Below are 22,389 nucleotides of genomic sequence, written 5' to 3' on the forward strand. Positions count from 1 at the left end.
TCAACGCTGCAAGGGCTATCTTTGCCTTAAACTCTGCTGAATACCTCGTCCTTTTTGTCTTGCTCATCTTCAGGTTTCCTCCTTCGTTAATCGTATATTTTACACCTTATACGACTGTCCGAATTCCGGGGTCCACCTCTATCTTCCCCTATGCTGTCCACTGTGGTTGTCACCCATGAGCCTGATGCATTGGTCGCATACTTGAGAGCCATAGTATCGTAATGATGATAGCTGATATGCACTTTGCCTGATGAGTCAATAGCTATGGAGGTCTTGCTGCCTCCCGTGCTGTCTACTGTAGTTGTAACCCAAGAGCCTGAAGCATTTGTCGCATATTTGAGATCCCCATTAGTAGCATCATAATAGCTGATATGTATTTTGCCTGATGAGTCTATCGCTATGGAGGTCCAGTAGCCTACAATTCCTGCACTGTCTACTGTTTCAATTCTCCATGTAGCCTGGTAATTATCATTATCATCAGTGTTATTCAGCACATAACCTGCGGGTTGAGCGCACTGCTGTAATGAGACAGCCGGGTTCCCGTAACCATCACCATCGCTGTCCTGATACCAGTATGTCAGAGGATTGATAGTGGAGCTTGTATCATCACAGTCAGCATTGTTTGCCACAACATAACCTGCGGGCTGAGCGCACTGCTGTAATGAGACAGCCGGGTTCCCATAACCATCACTGTCGCTATCCTGATACCAGTATGTAAGGGGGTTAAATACTGGGTCCATATCATTGCAATCCCCCTGATTCTCTGTGTACCCATCACCGTCGTTATCCACATTAGAAGCGGGATTTGTCGCATACTTGAGGTTTGTATTAGTAGAATCATAATAGCTGATATGAACCTTATCCGATGAGTCTATCGCTACGGAGGTATAGTAACCTACATCTCCTGTACTGTCCACGGCAGTTGTCATCCATGAGCCTGATGTATTTGACGCATACTTGAGGTCTAAATTAGTAGAATCACGATAGCTGATATGCACTTTATTCAATGAGTCTATTGCTATGGAGGTATACTGGTAGCTTGAACCTCCGCCGTCCACTGTGGTTGTCGCCCATGAGCCGGAGGCATTTGTCGCATACTTGAGCTGCCAATATGCTATATAGCTGATATGCACCTTGCCCAAAGAGTCAATCGCTATGGAGGTCCAGATGGGGTCATCAAATGTATCGTCCACTGTGGACTTCACCCATGAGCCTGAGGCATTTGTCGCATACTTGAGAGTTCCATAATCTTGATCACGATAGCTGATATGTACCTTGCCAGATGAGTCTATCGCTATGGAAGTGTATGCCCCTACACTTCCTGTGCTGTCCACTGTTGTTGTCACCCATGACCCTGAGGCATTTGTCGCATACTTGAGGTTTGTATTACTGAGATCATAATAGCTGATATGCATTTTGCCCGATGAGTCTATCGCTATGGATGTGAACCGGCCTACATCTCCTGTGCTGTCCACTGTAGTTATTACCCATGAGCCTGAGGCATTTGTCGCATACTTGAGGTCTGCATTAGTAGCATCATAATAGCTGATATGCACTTTGTTCAATGAGTCTATTGCTATGGAGGTGGAGGAACCTACATCTCCTGTGCTGTCCACTGTAGTTATTACCCATAAGCCAGATGCATTTGTCGCATACTTGAGGTCTGCATTAGTAGCATCACGATAGCTGATATGCATCTTGCCCAATGAGTCTATCGCTATGGAGGTATCGATGCCTACTAACCCGGCGCTGTCCACGGTTTCAATTCTCCATGCGGCATTCGGGTCACTATCATTATTGTCAGTGTTGTTCAGCACATAGCCTGCAGGCTGAGCGCACTGCTGTAATGAGACAGCCGGGTTCCCGTAACCGTCACCATCGCTGTCCTGATACCATAATGTAGCGGGATTAAGTGAAGGGTTTGCATCATCACAGTCACCTTGGCTCTCTGTGTACCCGTCACCATCGTCATCCACATCAGGATCAGCCGTAAAGGCATAAACGATCTCACCATCGTTCCCTCCTCCGGTGATTGCGTATAAAACGACCTGTATATTATGCCCGACAGGGGTGGTAATAACTGAAGAGCCCGGAGTGGCTGAGGCTGAATCCAGGGTCTGTGAAAAAAGCGTAGTTGCATTGGTCAGGTCGGTCACAGTCAGGGTTGTATATGGATGATAGTCAACATTGGAGATAAAGCCATAGAGTTCATAATCAAATTTTAAAACAGGCAGGCTTGCGGTATATGTGCCTGTATAGCGGCTCTCTACAATACTGTCATAAGTAGCATCGTCAGCAGGAACATATGAATAGTAGGAAGATACATAAAGAAATGTAGCATCCGCGATACTCATTCCATACGCATTTGAGATCTCTACCGGAGGAGTAGGGCTGCTCGTTTGTTGAGTGCTTGCGTGGTAAAGGTCTACCTTTCCCCAATAAGTTGTCGAGTCCCACGAAATAGCCGCGGCATCAGCTATACCGGCAGATAAAAGAAGAGCCAATAGACAAAACAGAATACTTACTCTTCCAACTTGCTTAATTATTAGCTCGTTAAAAAGGGTTGATGCGAGGAGTGCAGTTCTTTTCAAGGTATCCTCCGAGATAGATAATTATTTATAACTCTGATTAAGTTAAACCGGTCACCGCTATTATTGTGTGGCTATATTTACTAAAACAATAACGATATTAAGCTGATTTGTCAATGTAATTTTTGTACAACAATGTGCTTATATATGCAAGTAGTATTTTATTTCTTACAGATGAATGTTTTTTGTCACCCTCCACTCAAGGGGCGAGGGAATTAAGTGCATGTTAATATAGGAAATGACAGGCGACGAGTATAATTCATTTTTCAGATCATCTCTCAAGAACACCCTTGAAAAATTTTACAGGGACTTTGACTTCCAAGAACGGTTGAAGCATGACCCGATCGAGTTCCCGCACCGCTACTCAACCCCTGAGGATATCGAGATAGCTGCTTTTATCGCCTCGTCTTTTGCCTACGGCAAGGTGGGGCTATTCAAGCCTGTGATCGAAAAGATACTCCAGCCTGGCGGAAAGCGCCCGGCATCTTTTATTCTCAACTTTAACCTTAAGAAAGATAAAAAATATCTGAATGGTATCAAATACAGGTTCAGCACTGAGGATGATGTTCTCTGCTATGTATATATGCTGAGCAACGCTCTCAAAGAATGGGGGTCATTGAAGGAACTTTTTACTAACCATTACAGCCCTGAGCATGAGGATATTAAAGAAGCATTAACAGCTTTTGCGGGTTATTTCCTCAGCCTCGATACATCAAAAATATATGGAGAAAATATCAAACCGCTTGGAGTGACGCATCTCTTCCCGTCGCCTGATAAAGGGAGCGCATGCAAGAGGTTGAACCTTTTCCTGAGATGGATGGTAAGGACAAAGGATATCGACTTCGGCATTTGGGACAAAGTACCGGCTTCAAAACTCATCATACCTCTGGACACTCACATAGCGAGGATATCAAGGTGCCTCGGCCTCACAGCGAGGGCGGCCTCAGACTGGAAGACTGCCAAAGAGATAACAGAATCTCTGAAACGGTTTGATCCTAACGACCCGATAAAGTATGACTTTGCCCTCTGCCACCATGGGATTTCCGGACTCTGCAAAGGTAAGAAGCATAAAGGGATATGCTCTTCCTGCACGCTCTTTTCCACTTGAGATTGCCCCCTGTCCTTCATTTGCCAAAATAGAGATTGTGACATATGATTTATCTCATAGCATAACTTATCTCAAAGTATCACAATAAGGCATGAAGAGAATCCATATATCGAGGAGGCTAAAATGAAAACACCGGTTATTGATTACGATCTTTGTATCGGCTGCGGCACATGTGTTGAGGTTTGCCCGGAGGTCTTTGAACTCAAGGGCGATGAAAAGGCGTATGTAAAAGCTCCCGAGAAGTGCGGTACATGCAACTGCGAGGATGCCGCGAATATGTGCCCTGTTGAGGCGATAACATTTGAGTAAGGTTAAAGGAGACAGGCCATGAAGACTTATGACTTAAAGGATCTGATCACATTCAAAAAGGACAAGCTGACAAGGGAGATGCTCTTTGATTCCCCTGAGATGAGGGTCGCGCTGATGTGCCTTGAGCCCGGTCAGAAACTTACGCCTCACAAGGCTCCGATGAGGCTGCTTATGTATGTTGTGCAAGGGAAGGGCACCTTCACAGTCGGCACGGAGAAGTTCGAGGCTGACGAGAAGACATGCATCCCGTGCGACCCGATGGTTGAGCATGGCTTTGATGCTGACAAAGGGGAGAAGCTTGTTGTGATGGCGGTTGTCACGCCGGTTGATAGTGAGTAAGAACAAAAGAACTCCCGGTTTTTGCGCAACAGATTAACAGTACAGCAGCAACCCCTCTGTGTCTCCCCTTGTAAAAGGGAGAACATCGCCCCGCCATCTAATTGAAAATGAATTTCAATTTCCTTGACATTGCCCTTTCTGCCGTGGTATAAAAATACATCTGAAGTATTTAGTCGTCACTTTAAATAAAACCGGGTTAATTTAATTATGGACAAAGAGAAGCTTGCTGAAAAGAAGGAACGACTGAGCGAATTCATAAAGACCGAGGGGCTGAAGTCTACTCGCCAACGGGACGTCATAACTGCGGAGTTTCTGAAGACCGACGGGCATGTTACTGCTGAAGAGCTTTATAGAAAGATAATCAAAAAGCATAAGAACATCGGCTTTACGACCGTCTACAGAACTCTCAAACTACTCGCCAAGTCAGGGCTTGCGGCAGAGCAGGTATTTGCCGACAACCTCACAAGATACGAGTCTCTCTCAGGGGAAGAGCATCATGACCACCTGATATGCTTGACCTGCGGCTCGATAACGGAATTCCAAGATACCCGGCTGGAGAATATGCAGATTAAGATAGCTGACGATCTCGGCTTTCAGATCTTAAATCACAAGATGGAGTTTTACGGCTACTGCTCTAACTGCAGGAAATAACAGCCTAAAGAGATTAATTATGCACGACCACTGTCATACAAATAAAGATACAAAAAGCGACTGCCCGAGGATATTTCTTGTAGGCAACCCGAATGTGGGAAAGAGCGCGATATTCGGCCTGGTTACAGGCAGGTATGTCACTGTCTCGAATTATCCCGGCACGACCGTTGAGGTGACAAAGGGCGAGGCGGTCATTAATAAGGAGAAGTTCCAGATCATTGACACCCCCGGCGTAAACAGCCTGGTGCCGATGAGCGAGGATGAGAAGGTCACAAGGGACATTCTGCTTGAGGAAGCGGCAACCTCGGTGATCCAGGTTGTTGATACAAAGAATATCCGCAGGGGTCTCTCACTCACGCTGCAGCTTATCGAGATGGGCCTGCCGCTTGTCATCGCCCTGAATATGAGGGACGAATCATCAAGTAGGGGGATAGATGTCAGGGAGGATCTGCTCAAGGAAAGGCTCGGGCTCAAGGTCGTCTCGACCATTGCGGTACAGAGGAAGGGGATAGCATCTTTAAAAAAGGCTGCCCTTGAGCCGGATGTCTCGCATTACAGGTTTTCGTATGACGCAACTATTGAGGAGTATATCTCAAAGATAGAGGCTCTTTTGCCTGAGTCGAACATATCGAGGCGTTCAATTGCGCTGATGATATTGTCCGGGGACAGGACCTTAAAGACCTGGCTCTTTGATAATCTCTCCGAAGATAAGATAAACAGTCTGGAAGAATTACGGGATGAGGCATCTCAAAAGTATCCGCAGCAGCTGAGCTTCATTATCAGCAGCCAGAGGCTTGAGAAGGTAAATGCGATAACAGATGAGGTGGTAATAAGGACCCAGCCGGACAGGAAAGGGCTGGCTCAATATATAGGCAATATAACAACGCATCCTGTATTGGGGATACCTTTTCTCCTGTTTGTGATGTTTCTCATGTATGAGTTTGTCGGTGTCTTTGGCGCAGGCGTACTTGTTGACTGGTTTGAGGATGTGCTCTTCGGGAAATACCTGAACCCGTGGGCATTGAAGATCATCATGGCGGTTATCCCGTTTACTTTTATACAGGAGCTTCTTATCGGGCCATACGGCATCATCACAATGGCACTCACTTACGCTATCGCGATAATACTTCCGATAACCGCGACATTTTTTCTGGCTTTTTCAATTATGGAGGATTCAGGCTATCTCCCTCGGCTTGCGGCTATGCTGAACAAGGTCTTCAGGCTGATGGGGCTTAACGGGAAGGCTGTGCTGCCGATGGTATTAGGGCTTGGATGCGATACAATGGCGACGCTTACAACAAGGATTCTGGACACGCCCAAGGAGAGGCTCATTGTCATAATATTACTTGCGCTTGGAGTGCCGTGTTCTGCCCAGCTCGGCGTCGTTCTCGGCATGTTCGGCAACCTGCCTGTCATGGCATTTGTTATCTGGGCTTCTGTCCTTATCCTGACGATATTTTTTGTCGGTTTCCTCTCTGCTAAACTGATACCCGGGGAGAGGGCAGATTTTATACTTGAGCTTCCGCCTATAAGAAAGCCTCAGCTTTCAAATGTACTGATAAAGACGCTCTGGCGCATCGAATGGTATCTGAAGGAGGCTGTCCCGCTCTTTATATTGGGAACATTAATACTCTTTACAGCTGATAAACTGAAGATCATTCCTGCACTGCAGAGGATGGCATCTCCCCTGATAGTCACAGTTTTAGGCCTGCCGGCTGAGGCGACAGAGTCATTCATCATGGGTTTTCTAAGGCGCGACTATGGCGCGGCAGGGCTCTTCAGGCTCCAGAAGCAGGGGCTCTTAAATGCCGAGCAGGTCGTTGTGAGCCTCGTGACCATAACACTTTTCATCCCGTGTATCGCCAACTTCTTCATGATAATAAAGGAGAGGGGTGTTAAGACAGGAATGGTAATCGCTCTCTTCATCTTTCCGTTTGCAATATTAGTTGGCGGTATCCTTCACAGGGTGCTTATGTGGCTGAATGTTTTTGGATAAGAGATGAAAAAGCTGATTCAGAAGAACAGGCAAGCCGCTATATTATTCTGGTTTTTGACCCTGAGCTATATGTCGCTCATCTTTTTTCTCTCATCTATCGCATATCCGGATATTGTGCCGCTTCCGAAAAACTCTGATAAGGTAATCCATTTTTTTGAGTATGCCGTTCTTTCAGTTCTTTTCTTTCTTTCTTTTAAAAAAAGTGGGGTCATAAGGAACATTTTATGGCTTTCAATAGTTCTAGCGACTTTTTATGGCATTACCGATGAATATCACCAAAGTTATGTGCCGGGAAGATATTCAAGTATCGGTGATGTGGTTGCCGATTTTATCGGGTCTGCGGCAGGCGCCCTGTCGCTTAAACTGATCTTAAAGGGTTAACCCGCTTCTGCGTAATGATACTATTACTCGAAAATCCATAAAGTTTTCTTATAAGATAATCGTTACATTGACAAATGCTATTTATTATAGATAAAATCTCTTGTTTTTAATTCTCGCCTTAAGGAGGTTTTCATATGAAGCTGGCTGTATTTGTGAGTGATTACAGACTCACGGTTGATACCTTAGACAGGTTGACCGCAGACAAACTCGGCATCATTCTCGTCGGCAACGGCGTTTATCATGCCAGCATCAAGGAAAAAGGCAAGGCTTCTTCTTTGCTTGACAAGTCCGCTGAGTTTTATGCCCTTTCAGAGGATCTTGAGACAAGAGGCCTTGGCAGCAAGGATATCGCAGACAATGTAAAGGTCGTTAACTACGCCGGCGTGGTAGACCTTATCTTCAATGATTATGAAAAGTTAGCCTGGTTATAGGAGGATAATAGATATGGGAAAACTTACTATAGGATGTTTTTCATCACTGGTTGGTTCGATGAACCTTGATTTCACTGTCAAGCTTGCTGGCGCAGCGCTTGAAAAGGGGCATAAGGTCGATCTCTGGCTTTCAGGCAACGCCACAATGATGTCAATTGACAAGCAGCGCGCATTCAAGGACTACTCTTCTCTGGAAAAACCCCTTAAAGAACTTATGGCAAAGGGCCTTAAGGTCACTGCATGTGAAGCATGTGCCGAGGCAAGGGGTTATCATAAGGACAATACGCTTGAAGGCGTTGATAGAAAAAGTATGGACTGGTATCTTGCGAGCACATTTGATGCTGACAAGGTACTGCATATAGGAGGTGAGTAATTATGGCGACTACTAAACTTGGATTTGTTGTTCAGAGGCCTCCTTACAGGAGCGAGAATCCGAAGCTTGCGCTTACACATGCAATAGCAAGCCAGTCAGTTGAAGTATATCTTGAGGATGGCGACATCGTCACCTGCGACATCGCCTTTGTCGGCGACGGAGTTTTAAACTGCTTAAAAGACCAGAAGGCTGCTGACCATTACGGCCTGACCAGCACTGAGACTCAGGTGAAGATGGCGCTTTTACTTGATATCAATGTGCTTATCTGCAAGGAGGACCTTGACAGGTTCGGCCTTTCCGAGGATGATATAGTAATTGACGCAGAGGAGTTTGGGGCTGATATCGAGGCCAAGGTAGTTCCTTATGCAGAGATAGCAGCAATGATGGAAGAATCTAAACATCTGCTTTTCTTTTAAAGCTTAAAAATAGGAGGCAATAATGGCTGATTTAAAATCACAGACACCAACTCAGACACTCGATGTTCTTGGAAGAGTCTGTCCTTTTCCGCTTGTTCTGACCAAGAAGACAATCGAGAAGGCAGAAGCCGGCACGCTGCTCAAGGTTCTTTGCGATGCTCCGGCATCTGCTGAAGACACAATACCAAAGTATTGTGAGAAGAACAATTATCCTTATGAACTCATCAAGATCGAGGACAAAGGCTACTGGGAGATCTACATAAAGAAATCCTGACAACTGATTGCTTTAAATAAAAAAAGCGTCCCCCCGATGTATCGGGGGGACGCTTTTTTTATTGGTTGTAAAATGGGTTACATCTCTACTACTGTGATAGCTCCGTTGGGGCATCCCTCAACACATGTCAGACAGAATACGCACTCATCAACGTTAACCGGCTCAGACTTGCCGTTCTGCATCTCAAATACCTCTGAAGGACAGAGATTAGCACACTCTTCACAACCATCACATTTTTCTTTATCAACAGTTACTACATACATGAGATCCTCCTTAAGGAAATGATATTGAAATTGGGTTAAATTATAACCCATCACTCAGCGGAATTTCAATAAGCATAAATCAATGCCGGATTCTTACTTTCTTTTGTCTTTTATGTAAGTAACCTTATGGCCTTCTTTCCCGATGGTGCGGACATCTATATCAAACAGCTGTGTGGCGTCGATTAATTCGCCCAACTTGGCATAACCATAATTTCTTGAATCAAATTCAGGCGCCTGGTTTACGATCTTGTTCCCGACTGTTGCAAGGTTAGCCCATCCTGAATCATCGGCAGCTGATTCAACAGCTCCTCTAAAGAGGTTTGCAAGGCGTGTATCTCTCTTCAGCTCGGTTGTGTTTTTTGGCGTCATCTTTTTGCTCGGCTCGCTTGCAGTTGTTAATATTTCAGTGTAAATGAACTTGTCGCATGCCGAGACAAAGGCCTGGGGGGTCTTCTTCTCGCCGAACCCGTACACAAGCAAACCGGCTTCCCTGACCCTTGATGCAAGCCTGGTGAAATCACTGTCGCTTGATACGATACAGAATCCGTCAAACCTGTTTGAATAGAGCAGGTCCATCGCGTCTATGACCATCGCCATGTCGGTTGCGTTCTTGCCCTTTGTATAACTGAACTGCTGTATCGGCTGAATGGCGTGTGTAAGAAGCACCTCTTTCCAGTTCTTGAGAAGCGGCTTGGTCCAGTCGCCGTATATGCGTTTCACGCTCGCGACCCCGTGCTTTGATACCTCTGCGAGAAGCCCCTCGATAATGGACGCCTGAGCATTGTCTGCATCAATAAGGACTGTTAACCGTTTTTCAGTATTGTTTGATGATGACATAAATATCTCCTGTAAAAATGAGTTTAGTTATTTTTTATGAGTCTTAAATGAGCGCTCAAACAGCTCATCAATGGCCTGCATGCTTTCGTCAGTCAGATTCCGTGTGCCTGTGACTGATATCGTTTTGTGAGATATAACAGGTTCATCAGTGACCCACTCATTATGTACCCAGGAGACCCACTCTTTCCTCTCCTGCTCAAAAAGATGCACAGGCCTGTTGAACAACCTCCCCAGTTCAACACCCCATCCTGTCCCGCCCTTGACCGTTCCGTTGGACAAGAGCCAGCCGACAGCAAAGACCTGATAACCGCTGTTGATGATATGGAAGACCGTCTGGAATATCTTTTGCATATTTGGCGTCTGAGCAAATGAGCGCTCCATGCGTTTGTTAATGATATCCTGGCTAACACCGCCGCGCAGAAGTTCCTCGTCAGTTAATATCCTCAGCCCCTTTTCCCGGCTGATCTCATGCCCTTCAAAATTAAATGTGACTTCCTTTATGCCCCACTTTTCCGCAGCTATTCCGAAGTACTCCTCAGTTCCCTTATGGCCGCCTGAATACATGGTGATCTTTTTAGGTTCCAGCATGACTCCTCCTGTTGATCTGTTAATTATAAATTATAGAATACAGGAAAAAACTCTTTATGTGTAGGGGGATAACATCCGGCTGGCGGTGTATTGTGCAGGTCAGGAAGCGTGTGTGGCGAACCAGATCGTGTAATGCGCTCCACCTCGTGTGCCGCGCGCGCGTACGCTGACTTCTTCTACCTTGAATCCAGCCTGTTTAAGACGCCGGACAAAGGCGTTGTCAGAACTGGAAGACCATACAGCCAGTACGCCTTCAGGCCGAAGTGCCGCCTTTGCCGCCTTCAGTCCTTCCGGTGTATAAAGCCAGTCATTGCGTTTACGGGTCAGGCCCTCAGGCCCGTTATCCACATCCAGCATAATGGCATCATATGCCAGCTTCTCAGAACGGAGAATTTCAGCAACATCTATCTCCCTCACAGTGACGCGCCTGTCATCAAGGGGATGGCCTGCAAGATGCGCGAGAGGGCCTCTGTTCCACTGCACCACAGTAGGCACCAGTTCTGCCACTACTATCTTTGCATCAGCTCTGAGCCGTTTCAGCGCAGCAGCCACAGTGTATCCCATGCCCAGTCCTCCGATCAATAACCTTGGGCTGGGATGTTTGGCGACCTTTGCGCTTGTCATTTCACCGAGCGCATCCTCAGATCCATAGACCCTGCTGTTCATGAGCTCGCAATTACCCACCCTGATAGAGAACTCATCGCCCCGCTTGTAAAGGCGCATTTCATCGCTGTTTCCGGGGATTTTCGCGCTGTCTATAAATTCCCAAGGGATCATTTAGCACTGCCTTTATTTACCAGCTTTATGCCGTCATTCTCAATAGTAATAAGTTTCTTCTTGTAAATGGCGCCTATCGCTTTTTTGTAAGTCTTCTTGCTTATGCCGAACAATTTATAAATAATTTCCGGAGAGCTTTTATCTGTGACCGGAATGAATCCTCCCTGTTCTTTCAGCGCGGTAATGATCGTCTCTGATATATCATCGACCTTTTCATATCCCGGTTTCTGCAGGCAGAGGTCAATTTTTTTATCATCCCTTATCTTCTTGATAAACCCTTTTATCTTCTGTCCTTTATTTAATGGCTGGAATATCTCGTTATCATAAAGCACACCCCAGTATGAATTGTTAATAATGGCCTTCCAGCCAAGGTCGGTCTGTTCGCATATCAATAAGTCCACTTCCTGCCCCGGCTTCAAGTCGCCAGGTTCGTTGTTGAGAAATTTGTCGAGTTTAGAGGATGCTGCCAAACGGTTGCTGTTGAGGTCGAGATAGATCCTGACCACATACGATTCTCCCTCTTTCATGACCGGCCTCTGTTCACTATAAGGCACCAGCAGGTCTTTTGGCAGGCCCCAGTCAAGAAATGCGCCTGCAGAATTGACAGCAACAACCTTTAGCAGCGCAAAGTCATTGACCATGGCAAAAGGCTTTTCAGTAGTTGCGATAATACGGTCTTCAGAATCAAGGTATATGAAGACCTCCAGCATATCGTCAACCTTACAGTCTTCAGGCACATACCTGAGCGGCAGCAGTATCTCGCCTAACTCCCCGCCGTCAAGATAAAGCCCAAAACCAACTTCTTTGACTACCCTCAGTTCATTTAATCTTCCTATTTCAGCCATATATAACTTATCCTATTCCTTATGTTTTTCATTTGATCTCATTCTGTAGATCCAATTCAGATAAAGGTCTTCAACCTTCTCCCTGGCCCACTGGGTCTTTCTCAGAAATTTCAGGCTCGACTTTATGCTCGGGTCATTATTAAAACACCTGATATCAATGAGCTTCCCCATTTTATCCCATCCGTAATGCTCAACAAGACGGGTGAGGATCATCTCCAGGGTGATGCCGTGAAGGGGGTTGTTTGGTTGTTGGTCTGTCATTTCTCAGCCTGATGGATCGATTATTTCCAAGTTATAGGATACAGGAAAAAGCTCTTTAATTGTAGATGGCGGTTGATCGCGGACTTTCTTTAATGACTTTTTCTGAACTTCAGCCGACAGAGATGGAGGAATCTTCCATAAGGTTGTTCGAGCCGGGATAGTAGCATGTCAGAACAGAATCCATTCTCGCTTCGCCCTGTGATATCGCAAGGCATTTTCTATAGACTTCGGCATCTATCAATTCCTTCAGCGGCTGCTCCACACTTCTGAATTCCTTGAATGCGCCCCGAAGTTTCTTGTCCCAGTTCTTGTGATAATAAATTGGATCATCAGGATTGACGCGCTTCCGCCGGCTCCATTTTTCCGGCAGGCAATCGAATGGCTCGGTTACATTGAGATAACCGTAATCATCGGTCAGTTCTTCACCTACGTGAATGTCTCTGACCGCAAGCTCAAACTCATACGCGGTAGTTATGCAATTGGATCTGAAGCTGTGGTTTACATACCTTCCGTTATCCCAGCATAAAATAAAGTTGCCGCATTTATCTCGGAATGTGTATTTTGAGATGATACTTTTATATATATCATCCATATCATTTAGTTCTAACGGGGTGAAGATGTGGTCCAGTTTATCCAGGCTCCAGGTTATGGTTCCTTTTGGAATGAATTTTGTGGCAACTACTCCGTAGCCAATCTCGTGATTAATAAATTTAAGCTCAGTATCGGGATGTATCATGCAGGAAACTCCTTAATTTACTGTCAAGTGAAATATCATAAAATATCAGATATAAAAAAGTCACTCTGGCGGGATAACAACCCCTGTTACCCCGGTTCCAACCTCTCCCATGCTGCCGGCGCTCTTGCCTCTTGCCGCACAGGCGCACTCAGAGGGCTGCTTCAGAAGCCCGAATATATATCCCCGCGTGTTCAGCACTTTACAGACCTCTCCTTCATTACAAGCTCCTACGCAGACATCAGGCAATACAAAACGCTCCTCTGTATAACAGCCTTCGCCTGAATGCTGCCGCGATTTGTAGATATTGATTGCTAATATTATTACCACAACCAAACTAAGAATAAAAATGAACAATCGTTTCATGATATGAGCCTCTCTAGTTAAATCGGATTTTTATTAAAATATCTTTTAAAGAGTAAAATGTCAATAAAAAAAGGCGGCCCCCCGATACATCGGGGGGCCGCCTTCCGGTTTATACGGTGATCTCTTATTTAGGCGGCCCTGCTGTCCCTAACTCTTCTCTGACAGAGATAGCTACTTTATAGAGAACAGTAAGAACAAGGAAACCTAATGCCCATACGCCGAGTGTGATGGTTGTCTCGGTCAATGTAGGCCAGTATTCTGTAACAGTATCAAACGGTGTCGGCACGAAACCGCCGATCACAAGCCCGAAGCCTTTGTCTATCCACAAAGAGATGAATATCGCGATACATGCCCACAACAGTACCGTCTCATTGCCCCTCATCTTAGGCGGAACGATGAGGATGAGTGACAGAAGGGCAAGGATCGTGGAGGTCCACATCAGAGGGACGAGGTTGCCATGCGCGTACAGGAACTCGAACGCGTGCATATGGCTTGGGATGTTGCTGTAGAAAGCTGTAAAGAACTCAAGGCCGATGAGAAAGACATTAGCGCACATGGCATATGCAACGATCTTTGCTACAGCCTGTATCGGCTCTTTGCCTGCGTCGAACTTTGTGTGCTTTCTCAGGATAAGCGCAAGGAGGATAAGCAGCGCCGGCCCGCCTGCGAATGCTGAAGCAAGGAATCTGACGGCGAGTATCGCAGTCAGCCAGAAATGCCTGCCCGGAAGACCCGCATACAGGAACGCGGTTACAGTATGAATACTGACTGCCCACGGTATCGAAAGATATATCAGCGGCTTTGACCATGCCGGAGGAGGTACGCCCTTCTTTTCAGCATGAAGCGTGGCCCATCCTATGACCAGATTAAGCATCAGATAACCGTTCAGTACCATAGCATCCCAGAAGAGTATCGAGTTGGGGGTAGGGTAGAGTAGGACATTCATTATCCTCATGGGCTGCCCCATGTCAACAAATATGAATGTCATGCACATTGTTACGGACGCGATAGCCAGAAACTCACCGAGGATGACTATCCTTCCGAATTTTTTAAAGTTGTGGAGATAATAAGGGATGACAAGCATAACGGCTGATGCGGCGACTCCGACCAGGAATGTGAACTGGGAGATATAAAAACCCCAGGAGACGTCCCTGCTCATGCCTGTAACGCCAAGGCCGTTATTGAACTGATGGAGGTAGGCAAGTGAACCTGCTCCGATGAAGCCGAGCAGTATGATCACCAGTGTCCAGTATCCTTTGCTTCCTTTAAGCGCTCTATCCAGCATTTTCACCACCTCCGATCACGTAAAACACACTGGGCTGCGTACCAACTGCCGGTTTACGTATTAATGTATAGTGTGTGCTCAGTATTTTCCTGACCTTTGAGTTAGGGTCTGCAAGGTTGCCGAATACCATGGCGCCGTTTGACGCTTCAACACATGCCGGTTCAAGCCCTCTTGCGATTCTCTCAACGCATAAGGTGCACTTCTCAACGACTCCCATCGTCCTTGTCGGATAGTCGGGATTGACTTTATTCATATCAAGGTATTTCCTCGGGTCTACCCAGTTAAAACTCCTTGAGCCGTACGGACATGCTGCCATGCAGAATCTGCAGCCGATACAGCGGTGAGGGTCCTGGGTCACAATGCCGTCAGGCCTCTTGAATGTGGCCTTTGTCGGGCATACCCTGACACAAGGCGGTTTTGCGCAGTGGTTGCAGAGCAGCAGGAACGGCTTCTCTTTCATCTCCGTAGGAATGAATTCGTTAGTCTGGTCAGGGAATGTGTGTTCATAGGTGTCTGTCCATATCCACTTGACCTCATGCTTCGTGTTGGGGATGTTCGGAACATTATGTATGCTGTGGCATGCGTCAGTAATTCTCTTGTAATCCTCATCCGTCCTGATCTTCCCGACATCTATGACCAGGGCCAGCCTCACCCCTGATTCAGGAAGAGAACTTTCTTCTGATGCATGAGCTTTTCCCTTTATCAGGCTGTCTGCCGCTGACAATCCCATGCCTATTCCGGAAAGCCCGGCTATCTTTAAGAACTTTCTTCTATCAATGCTCATCTCTGGCCCTCCTCTTTAAAAAAGTGGCAGTCCCAACAGTAGGGTTTCACGCCGGCGTAACTATGACATTCATCACAGAACTTGCTTTTGTTCGAGTGGCACTGCATGCAGCCGTTCTGCAGGCTCTTTTCAAATACCCTGCCGCCCACGGTTATGACATCCCGCTTGCCTTCTCTGACAACCTCGTCTCTCCATTGGTCAAGCACCTTCATATGTTCCTTCTTCATGTACTCGGCAGATTCGACACATTCTTTCCTGTCAAGCTGGTTTATGACAGGGGTGTCAATGCTCGGCTTCGGCATTACGGCCGACTTCCCAAAGTTAGAGTATAAGGGGAAGGTCGCTATTGCCAAAAAGATTATGAGCCCTATTATTATCTTGCTTCCGTTATACATTACGCAGTCTCCTCCTTTCCCTCTTCAGTTTCCGGGTCTTCTTCTACATTGGGAAGGTCTTCAAGTCTCAGGTCCTGGGTACGCTTCTTCTCTCCTGTCATGATAAGGGCGTTGGCCATGAGTTCGTGCACGCCGCAGACACTCACACCGCCTACCCAGTAATCCATAAGCGGAGGAAGCACAGCCCGGTCTATTGCGCAGATGTTAGCGAGCATGTTCACGCCGAACTTCTCCTTGACCTTCTTGACCGCGTTTGCCCTTGGGAATCCGCCCCTCATCCTTATCTCCATATTCTCACCTGCGTTAAGGCCTGAGCCGCTGCCGCAGCAGAAGGTCTTCTCCCTTATCGCGTCGTCAGCCATCTCCTGGAAGTTGTTGCAGACGGTATTGATGATGTATCTGGGTTCTTCAAATATGCCCATGCCCCTTGCAGTATTGCATGAGTCATGGAATGTGACGTTAAGGTGGTCGTTGCGGCTTGGGTCAAACTTCAGCTTTCCGTGCTTGATGAGGTCTGCTGTAAATTCAGTTATATGCACCATCTTGGTGCTCTTTGCATTCTCAAACCTTGTCCCTGTGATAGGAGAGACCGGCTCCTGCATGAAATCAGCAGGTCCGTTCCATGTATCCATGTACTGGTTCAAAACCCTCCACATATGGCCGCACTCACCGCCGAGTATCCATTTGACACCCAGCCTCTTTGCCTCGGCATATATCTTATAGTTGAGCCTCTTTGCCATATCCATTGAAGTAAAGAAGCCGAAGTTGCCGCCCTCTGAAGCGTATGTGCTCCAGGTGTAATCAAGTCCCAGTTCGTGAAACAGCATCAGGTAGCCCATGGCTGTGTAGGTGCCGGGGTCTCCAAAGAGGTCGCCTGATGGAGTCACAAAGAGTATCTCAGCGCCTTTTCTGTTAAAGGTCGGCTCGATCCGGATGCCTGTTATGTCTTCGATATCGTCTAACAGATATTCAAGATTGCTTGTGATAGTGTGCGGCTCAAGCCCGAGGTGATTGCCCTTTTTGTAGCAGTTGGCAACAGGGCCGGCTATCCAGTCGGTGTTGAGGCCGAGGAGGTTGAATATCTCCCTGACGATCATGGTTATCTCTGCCTGGTCTATGCCGTAAGGGCAGAAGACAGAACAGCGGCGGCATTCGGTGCACTGGTAGTAGTAGTACCAGAGTTCTTTAAGCACATCTATTGTCAGCTCTCTTGCACCGGCATTCTTGCCTAATATCTTTCCAGCAGCTGTGAAGTACTTTCTGTATACTGACCTCAGGAGTTCTGCCCTGAGTACAGGCATGTTCTTGGGGTCGCCTGTGCCTATGTAGAAGTGGCACTTATCTGCGCATGCGCCGCATCTTACGCAGATGTCCATGAAGAGCTGGAACGAGCGGTATTTTTTCAGCCTCTCGCCCATTGCTTCAATAAATATCTCTTTCCAGTTCTCAGGGAGCTTCCAGTCTTCATCAGCAGGTGCCCACTCCCTGGCGTTTGGAAATCCTACCGTTTCAAGGTACGATGGCCTTGCCCCGTGGCAGAAGGTGCCCTCTGCGAAATTAACCGGGGTCTCTGTCCAGCCTGTTTTAGGCGGATTGTAATCTATACTGGATATTAATTCTTCAGGTTTTGGTGTTCCTTTTGCCATAGTATTACTCCTTTTCTACCGGAATTCCGGCGCCTTTCATCTTCTCCCTGAATTCATCTTCATAAGCAGCATATGTATGAACCTTGACCTCAGGGTTCCACGGATTAACATGTCTCCTGATACGGCTGTCATTGGCAAGGTTTCTTGTGGGACTGAGGAATATACCTCCCATATGCATCAGCTTGCTGAACGGGAAGTAAATAAGAAGTGTGCATATAAGGAAGAGATGGATGAAGAATATGACCCCGATCCCCTCAGGCACGCTCATCTGAAGGCTTACAAGTGAAATGGTAAATTGTTTTACCTGAATAATGTCGACCTTTGCGACATATCTCATTAATATCCCGGACAGCGCTATGCCGATTATCAGGAAGAGCGGAAAGTAGTCAGCCGGGAGAGATATGTAGCGGACCTGCGGATTACTAACCCTTCTGAAAAAGAGATATCCTGCAGCCAGAAGAAGAACGCCGCCTGAGAGCAGGAAATGCGGTGCGGTTATCTGGAGAAACCCGTCAAGCGAGTCGATGATGTTTATCAAAGCCGGCACAGGTTCCATGAAAAACCTGAGATGCCTTACCACAACTACAGCAAATGAATAATGGAACGCGAGACCTGCAAGCCATAACCACTTGTCAGACCCGTATGAGATGTTGCCGTCCTGAAGTCCTGTCTTAAGGTTTCTGAAGAGTGACCTGAAACAGAAGACCTCTAATATCATCCTTGATACAACGCCTGATGTGCAGGATGGGTTGTCCAGCTTGCTGTAATTGATCCACGGCAGGGACATTTGCTGGCCGCATGTCGTAGGGATGTGGAACGGCACAGGTGAACGCCCCCATTTGACAACCTTCATCAGGAAGCCGACTACGAAGGCTGTGAATGCCGCATAGGGAATTATGATACCGAAGAGCATGTGCAGATTGGCGACCGCTACTCCCAAATAGGCGATCAGGGCAATCATTATGACCATGAAGAAGGAAAAAAAGATTCCCATTTATTTACCTCCTTTTAAATTTTTTTAAGTGAGTTTCAAAAACTCAATATAAATTTTAATTAAAAAAGCGTATATCAGCTGCCAGGTCTCTTTTCCCGGACCGTAGTTGCCCGATTGGCGCTCTGGATCAGCCTGTAGGTCATGTCCTTGACCTCTTTGGTTCTTATATTGAAAAGCTTTTCACGGCATTCCATGTATATATCGAATGAGAGATAGGTGAACATGTCTATTTTTGATTCAATCTCCAGCAGTTTCTCAAATAGCTGATGTTTGCGGATATCATCAGACAACTCATCTCTTATGGTCTTCTTGAGGATGGCTGTGAAACTCACCGCCTGCGAAGGTGTGATATCCTGTACAGCCCTTAATCTTATGATGCTGTCAAGGAAAGGGGCTGTCTTCTCAATGTCTGAATCATTTATTATCCCGTCAAAAATTCCTTCCATCCCCTCTATGATCATGCTCTTTGCAGGGTGATTGAACTGTTTTTTGAGGTTCTTTAAGAATGGTGAGGTCTCTAAGGCGGATGTCTCTGATATATCGATAATTGAATCAAACCACTTTTTGATTATCTGTGGTCTCTTTTCTATTAAAAGGTCTTTGATCTTCATTTAAAAAAGATGCAGGTGTAAGGGTATAATTTAAAGGGTTGGTGCCCTTAACTTTTTAAATCAAGGATACCAACCCTTTAGAATCTTTATCAGAATTAGGTTTATACGCAGCCGGTTGGTTTCGGAAGTCCGGCGTATCTGCATGCCTGCTTGGCAGGGCCGGCAGGGTAAAGCTCGTAAAGATATTTGGTGTTGCCCTTTTCCTTGCCGTATGTCTTTGCAAGTTCTTTTGTAAGGATCTTGATCATAGGTGCAATCTGGAACTTCTCAAAATACTCTCTGAGGAACCTGATGACTTCCCAGTGAGCCTCTGTGAGTTCAAGGCCGTCTTCCTTTGCCATATTGGTGGCAACGCCTTCCTGCCACTCCTGCCAGTCTATCAAGTATCCATCATCATCAACCTCAAAAGATTTTCCGTCAAAGTCTAAAGTTGCCATTAAGTCGTCTCCTTTTATTTGAGTTTATTGCTGGTTTAAATTTTCTCTCGGTCTGATTAAGAAAGACCAGCTATATATTATAAATAAACAAGTTAATGAATATAATAGAAAGCCCTCGGTTTGGTCAAATAAGAAAAATTTATAAACTATTTATCCCTATTAATAAGTTGTTTAATTAGAGCATTAACGCTAACTATCAGAAATTATTAATAAAAAACGCGTTAACTCTTTATGGTGTCTCACGGATTTAGGGCGATCGAGGCTATCCTGCCAACGGTCGTTTCAATGAGGCGGCTATTATCGTAAATAATAAGTGAACCGCTATCTGACGTCATGGCTTTACGTTTTGCAATAGATCGTGTCTCAACTGTTTTCCCCAGCGCCCATACCGTCAGTCCGCGTATTAAGGATGACGGATGGTCAAGGAAGGGGAGGATATCTTCAACTGACGGAAGCATCAGTTCTTTATTCATTTCACCTACTCTTCCAAATGCCCAAAGTATGCCGGGCAGCAGCGGCTCTTCCTCATTAAACGATACAATAATAGGTGCGATATCTGAACAGAGCACGGGATTGTTCCTTACTATTTCGCCAAGCATCTCAGGGGAGCTCCAGCCTATTCCGCCTGACTCATCCCTTATCATCCATAACAGCCGGCCTACAAGGTTCCTGACCGTGTTTGGATCGTCTTTAGCGATCAACGCAGATAATATTCCGACTCCCTCTATAGCACGCCATGCAAGGATACTTTTCTTGTCATAAGTGAGGGATATAAGGAGGCGGAGGATTTTTCTGTTCTCAGGCCACAGATCAAAGAGGCGGGGGTATTCTTGTGATTCCAGGATAGCTATGACTTTTTTCTTCAGAGTGGTCTGCATATTAAGCGGAAAGGCAAAAAGTTAATTAATGATTTTTAATAGCTGTGTGCCTTGTCTTTTTACTTTTCTTTGTCTGTCAACCTCATGAAAAGAAGCTTGCCTGCCTTCTCTCCTTCGCCGCCCCTTCCGGTAGTGTTGGAATGGAAGATATAGTCCATATCAATGTCTTCATAATCTTCCGGGTTAAGAGTCAGTGCCCTTTCCACGTCTCCTTTGCAGACGAACTGCAGGGCTTCCATATATATCTGGCCAAGATGATGGCCGGTGCGGTCAAATACATAAACTGAACCGCATGTGCATATCCCGCCAGTTATCTCAAGAGCCTTGAACCTTATCTCAACAGGCCTTGAGAGGAAGTTGTCACAGAACGGGCATTGTAGAGGTCTTGGTCTTGCCATAATGATTTGCTGGAAAAGTTTTCCTTAATTTTGATCTTTATATTTTATTGCGCAGTTTATTATACCATCTGCCCACTCCGGTGAGCCAATGGCATGAAGGTGGGTATAGGTTGCAAGGACATTTTTATAGCATATCCCATCCATATTTTCGTATATCCCCTTGCCGCGCTTTATATTAAAGCACATATCAGGCCTTTCATTCCCGATATCCGTAACCTTGGAGTAATGGAATTCATGCCCCTTTAATATGCAGCCCTTCTTGAAGAAAGGATTATCTTCTCTGACCTCAATTACGGTATATCCGTGAGCCTGCGGCCTTGCTTCAAGACTGAAGACGAGTGGGAATATGCCTGCCATCGGATATGTTTTATTATCCAGGACGAGGCTCTTTCCAAGGTACATCAACCCGCCGCATTCTGCATATACAGGCAGGCCGTTCTCAACATAGCTGCGAAGAGAATCTTTGAATCCCGTATTCTCAGAAAGTGCTATCGCATTTGTCTCAGGGAAGCCGCCTCCGATATACAGCGCATGAAGTTCAGGGAGGCAATTGTCTTTCAAGACGCTTATCTCTATGATCTCAGCGCCCCTCTTTTCGAGTTCCTCAATATTTTCCGGATAGTAGAACTGAAATGCAGAGTCTCTGAGTATGCCGATTTTTAGAGATGAATTCTTAATTATTGATTTTTCATGCTTGGCTTCTGGTTTCTCAGCCGGTTGTTCTGCTTCAGAAGCTATTTGCCATATTGAGTCGAGATCCAGATACTCCATAGCCAGCGCATTAATGGAGGATATGGAATTGCTTATCTCCGCATGCTCCTGAAAAGGGGTCAGCCCCATATGTCTTTCAGGGAAGGGATTATGGTTTAATCTGGGTATCGCACCGACAACAGGAATTCCGCAATGAGTTTCTATAGCCTTTCTTATCAGCGCCTCTTGCCGCTTTGTTGCGACATTGTTGAGTACAACCCCTTTGATAGGCACATTCGTGTCCATCTTCTGGCATCCAAGGATTTGTGCGGCGATAGTGTTTGTTGCCTTTGTGCAGTCTATGATGATCAATACAGGTGTCTTAAGCAGCTTCGCAAGCTCTGCGGTGCTGTAAGTACCCTCATGGTCCATTCCGTCATACAGCCCTCTGTTGCCCTCGATAACAGCTATCTCCGTATCTTCAGCATGTGAGAAGAAGGAATCGGTTATCTGCTGCTGCTCCATCATGAATAGGTCAAGGTTATAGCATGGGCTGCCTGATGCCTGCGCAAGCCATCCTGCATCAATATAGTCAGGGCCTTTTTTAAAAGCGGTGACTTTACGCCCTTTATTCTTCCATGCAGAGCATAAACTCAGTGACAGGATGGTCTTTCCGCTTCCGCCTCTGAGGCCTGAAATGATTATTCTTGGGAGTGGTTTAAGCATGATGGTTTT

At 46.1% G+C, this 22,389-nt stretch carries 29 protein-coding genes; 10 read left to right on the plus strand and 19 right to left on the minus strand.

What is annotated here, in order from left to right; all coding sequences use genetic code 11:
• Positions 1-86 precede the first annotated feature (86 nt).
• The gene (locus Q7U10_05175) at positions 87-2,591 is read right to left on the minus strand and encodes a hypothetical protein (GenBank protein MDO8282002.1); all 2,505 of its coding nucleotides are present in this window, start codon (positions 2,589-2,591) and stop codon (positions 87-89) included.
• Positions 2,592-2,826: 235 nt separating this feature from the next.
• Here Q7U10_05175 and Q7U10_05180 point away from each other — a divergent pair, with 235 nt between their 5' ends.
• The 10 genes from Q7U10_05180 to Q7U10_05225 all read left to right on the plus strand — a co-directional run bounded on the left by Q7U10_05180 (position 2,827) and on the right by Q7U10_05225 (position 8,866).
• Positions 2,827-3,696 (plus strand): TIGR02757 family protein, encoded by an 870-nt coding sequence (locus tag Q7U10_05180; protein MDO8282003.1) that lies wholly within the window; start codon positions 2,827-2,829, stop codon positions 3,694-3,696.
• 123 nt (positions 3,697-3,819) lie between these two features.
• Positions 3,820-4,005, plus strand: a complete 186-nt coding sequence (locus Q7U10_05185) for a ferredoxin (protein MDO8282004.1) — start codon at positions 3,820-3,822, stop codon at positions 4,003-4,005.
• A gap of 18 nt (positions 4,006-4,023) precedes the next feature.
• A complete protein-coding gene (locus tag Q7U10_05190; protein ID MDO8282005.1) occupies positions 4,024-4,344 on the plus strand; it encodes a cupin domain-containing protein in 321 nt (106 codons plus the stop codon).
• Between the two features lie 207 nt (positions 4,345-4,551).
• Positions 4,552-4,995, plus strand: a complete 444-nt coding sequence (locus Q7U10_05195; protein ID MDO8282006.1) for a transcriptional repressor — start codon at positions 4,552-4,554, stop codon at positions 4,993-4,995.
• A 19-nt stretch (positions 4,996-5,014) separates the two neighbouring features.
• Positions 5,015-6,991 (plus strand): ferrous iron transport protein B, encoded by a 1,977-nt coding sequence (feoB, locus tag Q7U10_05200; GenBank protein MDO8282007.1) that lies wholly within the window; start codon positions 5,015-5,017, stop codon positions 6,989-6,991.
• A 3-nt stretch (positions 6,992-6,994) separates the two neighbouring features.
• Positions 6,995-7,372 (plus strand): VanZ family protein, encoded by a 378-nt coding sequence (locus tag Q7U10_05205; protein ID MDO8282008.1) that lies wholly within the window; start codon positions 6,995-6,997, stop codon positions 7,370-7,372.
• 134 nt (positions 7,373-7,506) lie between these two features.
• Entirely contained in the window at positions 7,507-7,803 is a 297-nt protein-coding gene (gene tusB / locus Q7U10_05210; GenBank protein MDO8282009.1) for a sulfurtransferase complex subunit TusB, read from the plus strand.
• A 13-nt stretch (positions 7,804-7,816) separates the two neighbouring features.
• Complete coding sequence (locus Q7U10_05215) at positions 7,817-8,176, plus strand: DsrE family protein (GenBank protein ID MDO8282010.1); 360 nt, start codon at positions 7,817-7,819, stop codon at positions 8,174-8,176.
• Positions 8,177-8,178: 2 nt separating this feature from the next.
• The gene (locus Q7U10_05220) at positions 8,179-8,592 is read left to right on the plus strand and encodes a DsrE family protein (GenBank protein MDO8282011.1); all 414 of its coding nucleotides are present in this window, start codon (positions 8,179-8,181) and stop codon (positions 8,590-8,592) included.
• A 22-nt stretch (positions 8,593-8,614) separates the two neighbouring features.
• Positions 8,615-8,866 carry a sulfurtransferase TusA family protein gene (locus tag Q7U10_05225; GenBank protein ID MDO8282012.1) on the plus strand — a complete coding sequence of 84 codons (252 nt, stop codon included), beginning with the start codon at positions 8,615-8,617 and terminating at the stop codon, positions 8,864-8,866.
• A gap of 77 nt (positions 8,867-8,943) precedes the next feature.
• On the opposite strand, the gene Q7U10_05230 is transcribed toward Q7U10_05225, so the two are convergent.
• The 18 genes from Q7U10_05230 to Q7U10_05315 form a co-directional block, all read right to left on the minus strand.
• Positions 8,944-9,129: a 4Fe-4S binding protein gene (locus Q7U10_05230; GenBank protein MDO8282013.1), complete on the minus strand. Its 186-nt coding sequence runs from the start codon at positions 9,127-9,129 to the stop codon at positions 8,944-8,946.
• A 93-nt stretch (positions 9,130-9,222) separates the two neighbouring features.
• Positions 9,223-9,966, minus strand: coding sequence for an NYN domain-containing protein (locus tag Q7U10_05235; protein MDO8282014.1), 744 nt, complete (start codon positions 9,964-9,966; stop codon positions 9,223-9,225).
• Positions 9,967-9,993: 27 nt separating this feature from the next.
• Positions 9,994-10,554: a hypothetical protein gene (locus Q7U10_05240; GenBank protein ID MDO8282015.1), complete on the minus strand. Its 561-nt coding sequence runs from the start codon at positions 10,552-10,554 to the stop codon at positions 9,994-9,996.
• Between the two features lie 99 nt (positions 10,555-10,653).
• On the minus strand, positions 10,654-11,331 hold the full coding sequence (locus tag Q7U10_05245) for an MnmC family methyltransferase (GenBank protein ID MDO8282016.1): 678 nt from the start codon (positions 11,329-11,331) through the stop codon (positions 10,654-10,656).
• A complete protein-coding gene (locus Q7U10_05250) occupies positions 11,328-12,176 on the minus strand; it encodes a S1-like domain-containing RNA-binding protein (protein MDO8282017.1) in 849 nt (282 codons plus the stop codon). The genes Q7U10_05245 and Q7U10_05250 overlap by 4 nt, the downstream gene beginning before the upstream one ends.
• A 12-nt stretch (positions 12,177-12,188) precedes the next feature.
• Positions 12,189-12,437, minus strand: a complete 249-nt coding sequence (locus tag Q7U10_05255; protein ID MDO8282018.1) for a VF530 family protein — start codon at positions 12,435-12,437, stop codon at positions 12,189-12,191.
• A 109-nt stretch (positions 12,438-12,546) separates the two neighbouring features.
• Complete coding sequence (locus Q7U10_05260) at positions 12,547-13,173, minus strand: SET domain-containing protein (GenBank protein MDO8282019.1); 627 nt, start codon at positions 13,171-13,173, stop codon at positions 12,547-12,549.
• 60 nt (positions 13,174-13,233) lie between these two features.
• Positions 13,234-13,536 carry a hypothetical protein gene (locus Q7U10_05265; GenBank protein MDO8282020.1) on the minus strand — a complete coding sequence of 101 codons (303 nt, stop codon included), beginning with the start codon at positions 13,534-13,536 and terminating at the stop codon, positions 13,234-13,236.
• A gap of 124 nt (positions 13,537-13,660) precedes the next feature.
• Complete coding sequence (gene nrfD / locus Q7U10_05270; protein MDO8282021.1) at positions 13,661-14,821, minus strand: NrfD/PsrC family molybdoenzyme membrane anchor subunit; 1,161 nt, start codon at positions 14,819-14,821, stop codon at positions 13,661-13,663.
• The gene (locus tag Q7U10_05275; GenBank protein ID MDO8282022.1) at positions 14,811-15,605 is read right to left on the minus strand and encodes a 4Fe-4S dicluster domain-containing protein; all 795 of its coding nucleotides are present in this window, start codon (positions 15,603-15,605) and stop codon (positions 14,811-14,813) included. The genes nrfD and Q7U10_05275 overlap by 11 nt, the downstream gene beginning before the upstream one ends.
• Complete coding sequence (gene dsrJ, locus Q7U10_05280; protein MDO8282023.1) at positions 15,602-16,000, minus strand: sulfate reduction electron transfer complex DsrMKJOP subunit DsrJ; 399 nt, start codon at positions 15,998-16,000, stop codon at positions 15,602-15,604. Before dsrJ ends, Q7U10_05275 begins: the two co-directional genes overlap by 4 nt.
• Positions 16,000-17,646 carry a (Fe-S)-binding protein gene (locus Q7U10_05285; GenBank protein ID MDO8282024.1) on the minus strand — a complete coding sequence of 549 codons (1,647 nt, stop codon included), beginning with the start codon at positions 17,644-17,646 and terminating at the stop codon, positions 16,000-16,002. Before Q7U10_05285 ends, dsrJ begins: the two co-directional genes overlap by 1 nt.
• 4 nt (positions 17,647-17,650) lie before the next feature.
• Complete coding sequence (gene dsrM / locus Q7U10_05290) at positions 17,651-18,640, minus strand: sulfate reduction electron transfer complex DsrMKJOP subunit DsrM (protein MDO8282025.1); 990 nt, start codon at positions 18,638-18,640, stop codon at positions 17,651-17,653.
• A gap of 74 nt (positions 18,641-18,714) precedes the next feature.
• Positions 18,715-19,251, minus strand: a complete 537-nt coding sequence (locus tag Q7U10_05295; GenBank protein MDO8282026.1) for an RsbRD N-terminal domain-containing protein — start codon at positions 19,249-19,251, stop codon at positions 18,715-18,717.
• Positions 19,252-19,352: 101 nt separating this feature from the next.
• Positions 19,353-19,688, minus strand: a complete 336-nt coding sequence (locus Q7U10_05300) for a TusE/DsrC/DsvC family sulfur relay protein (GenBank protein MDO8282027.1) — start codon at positions 19,686-19,688, stop codon at positions 19,353-19,355.
• Positions 19,689-19,927: 239 nt separating this feature from the next.
• Positions 19,928-20,566: a HEAT repeat domain-containing protein gene (locus Q7U10_05305; protein MDO8282028.1), complete on the minus strand. Its 639-nt coding sequence runs from the start codon at positions 20,564-20,566 to the stop codon at positions 19,928-19,930.
• Positions 20,567-20,625: 59 nt separating this feature from the next.
• Positions 20,626-20,964 (minus strand): hypothetical protein, encoded by a 339-nt coding sequence (locus Q7U10_05310; protein ID MDO8282029.1) that lies wholly within the window; start codon positions 20,962-20,964, stop codon positions 20,626-20,628.
• Between the two features lie 24 nt (positions 20,965-20,988).
• Positions 20,989-22,380: a cobyrinate a,c-diamide synthase gene (locus Q7U10_05315; GenBank protein ID MDO8282030.1), complete on the minus strand. Its 1,392-nt coding sequence runs from the start codon at positions 22,378-22,380 to the stop codon at positions 20,989-20,991.
• Between the last annotated feature and the right edge of the window lie 9 nt (positions 22,381-22,389).

This window comes from Thermodesulfovibrionia bacterium, from assembly GCA_030646035.1.
Lineage (GTDB): Bacteria > Nitrospirota > Thermodesulfovibrionia > UBA6902 > UBA6902 > JACQZG01.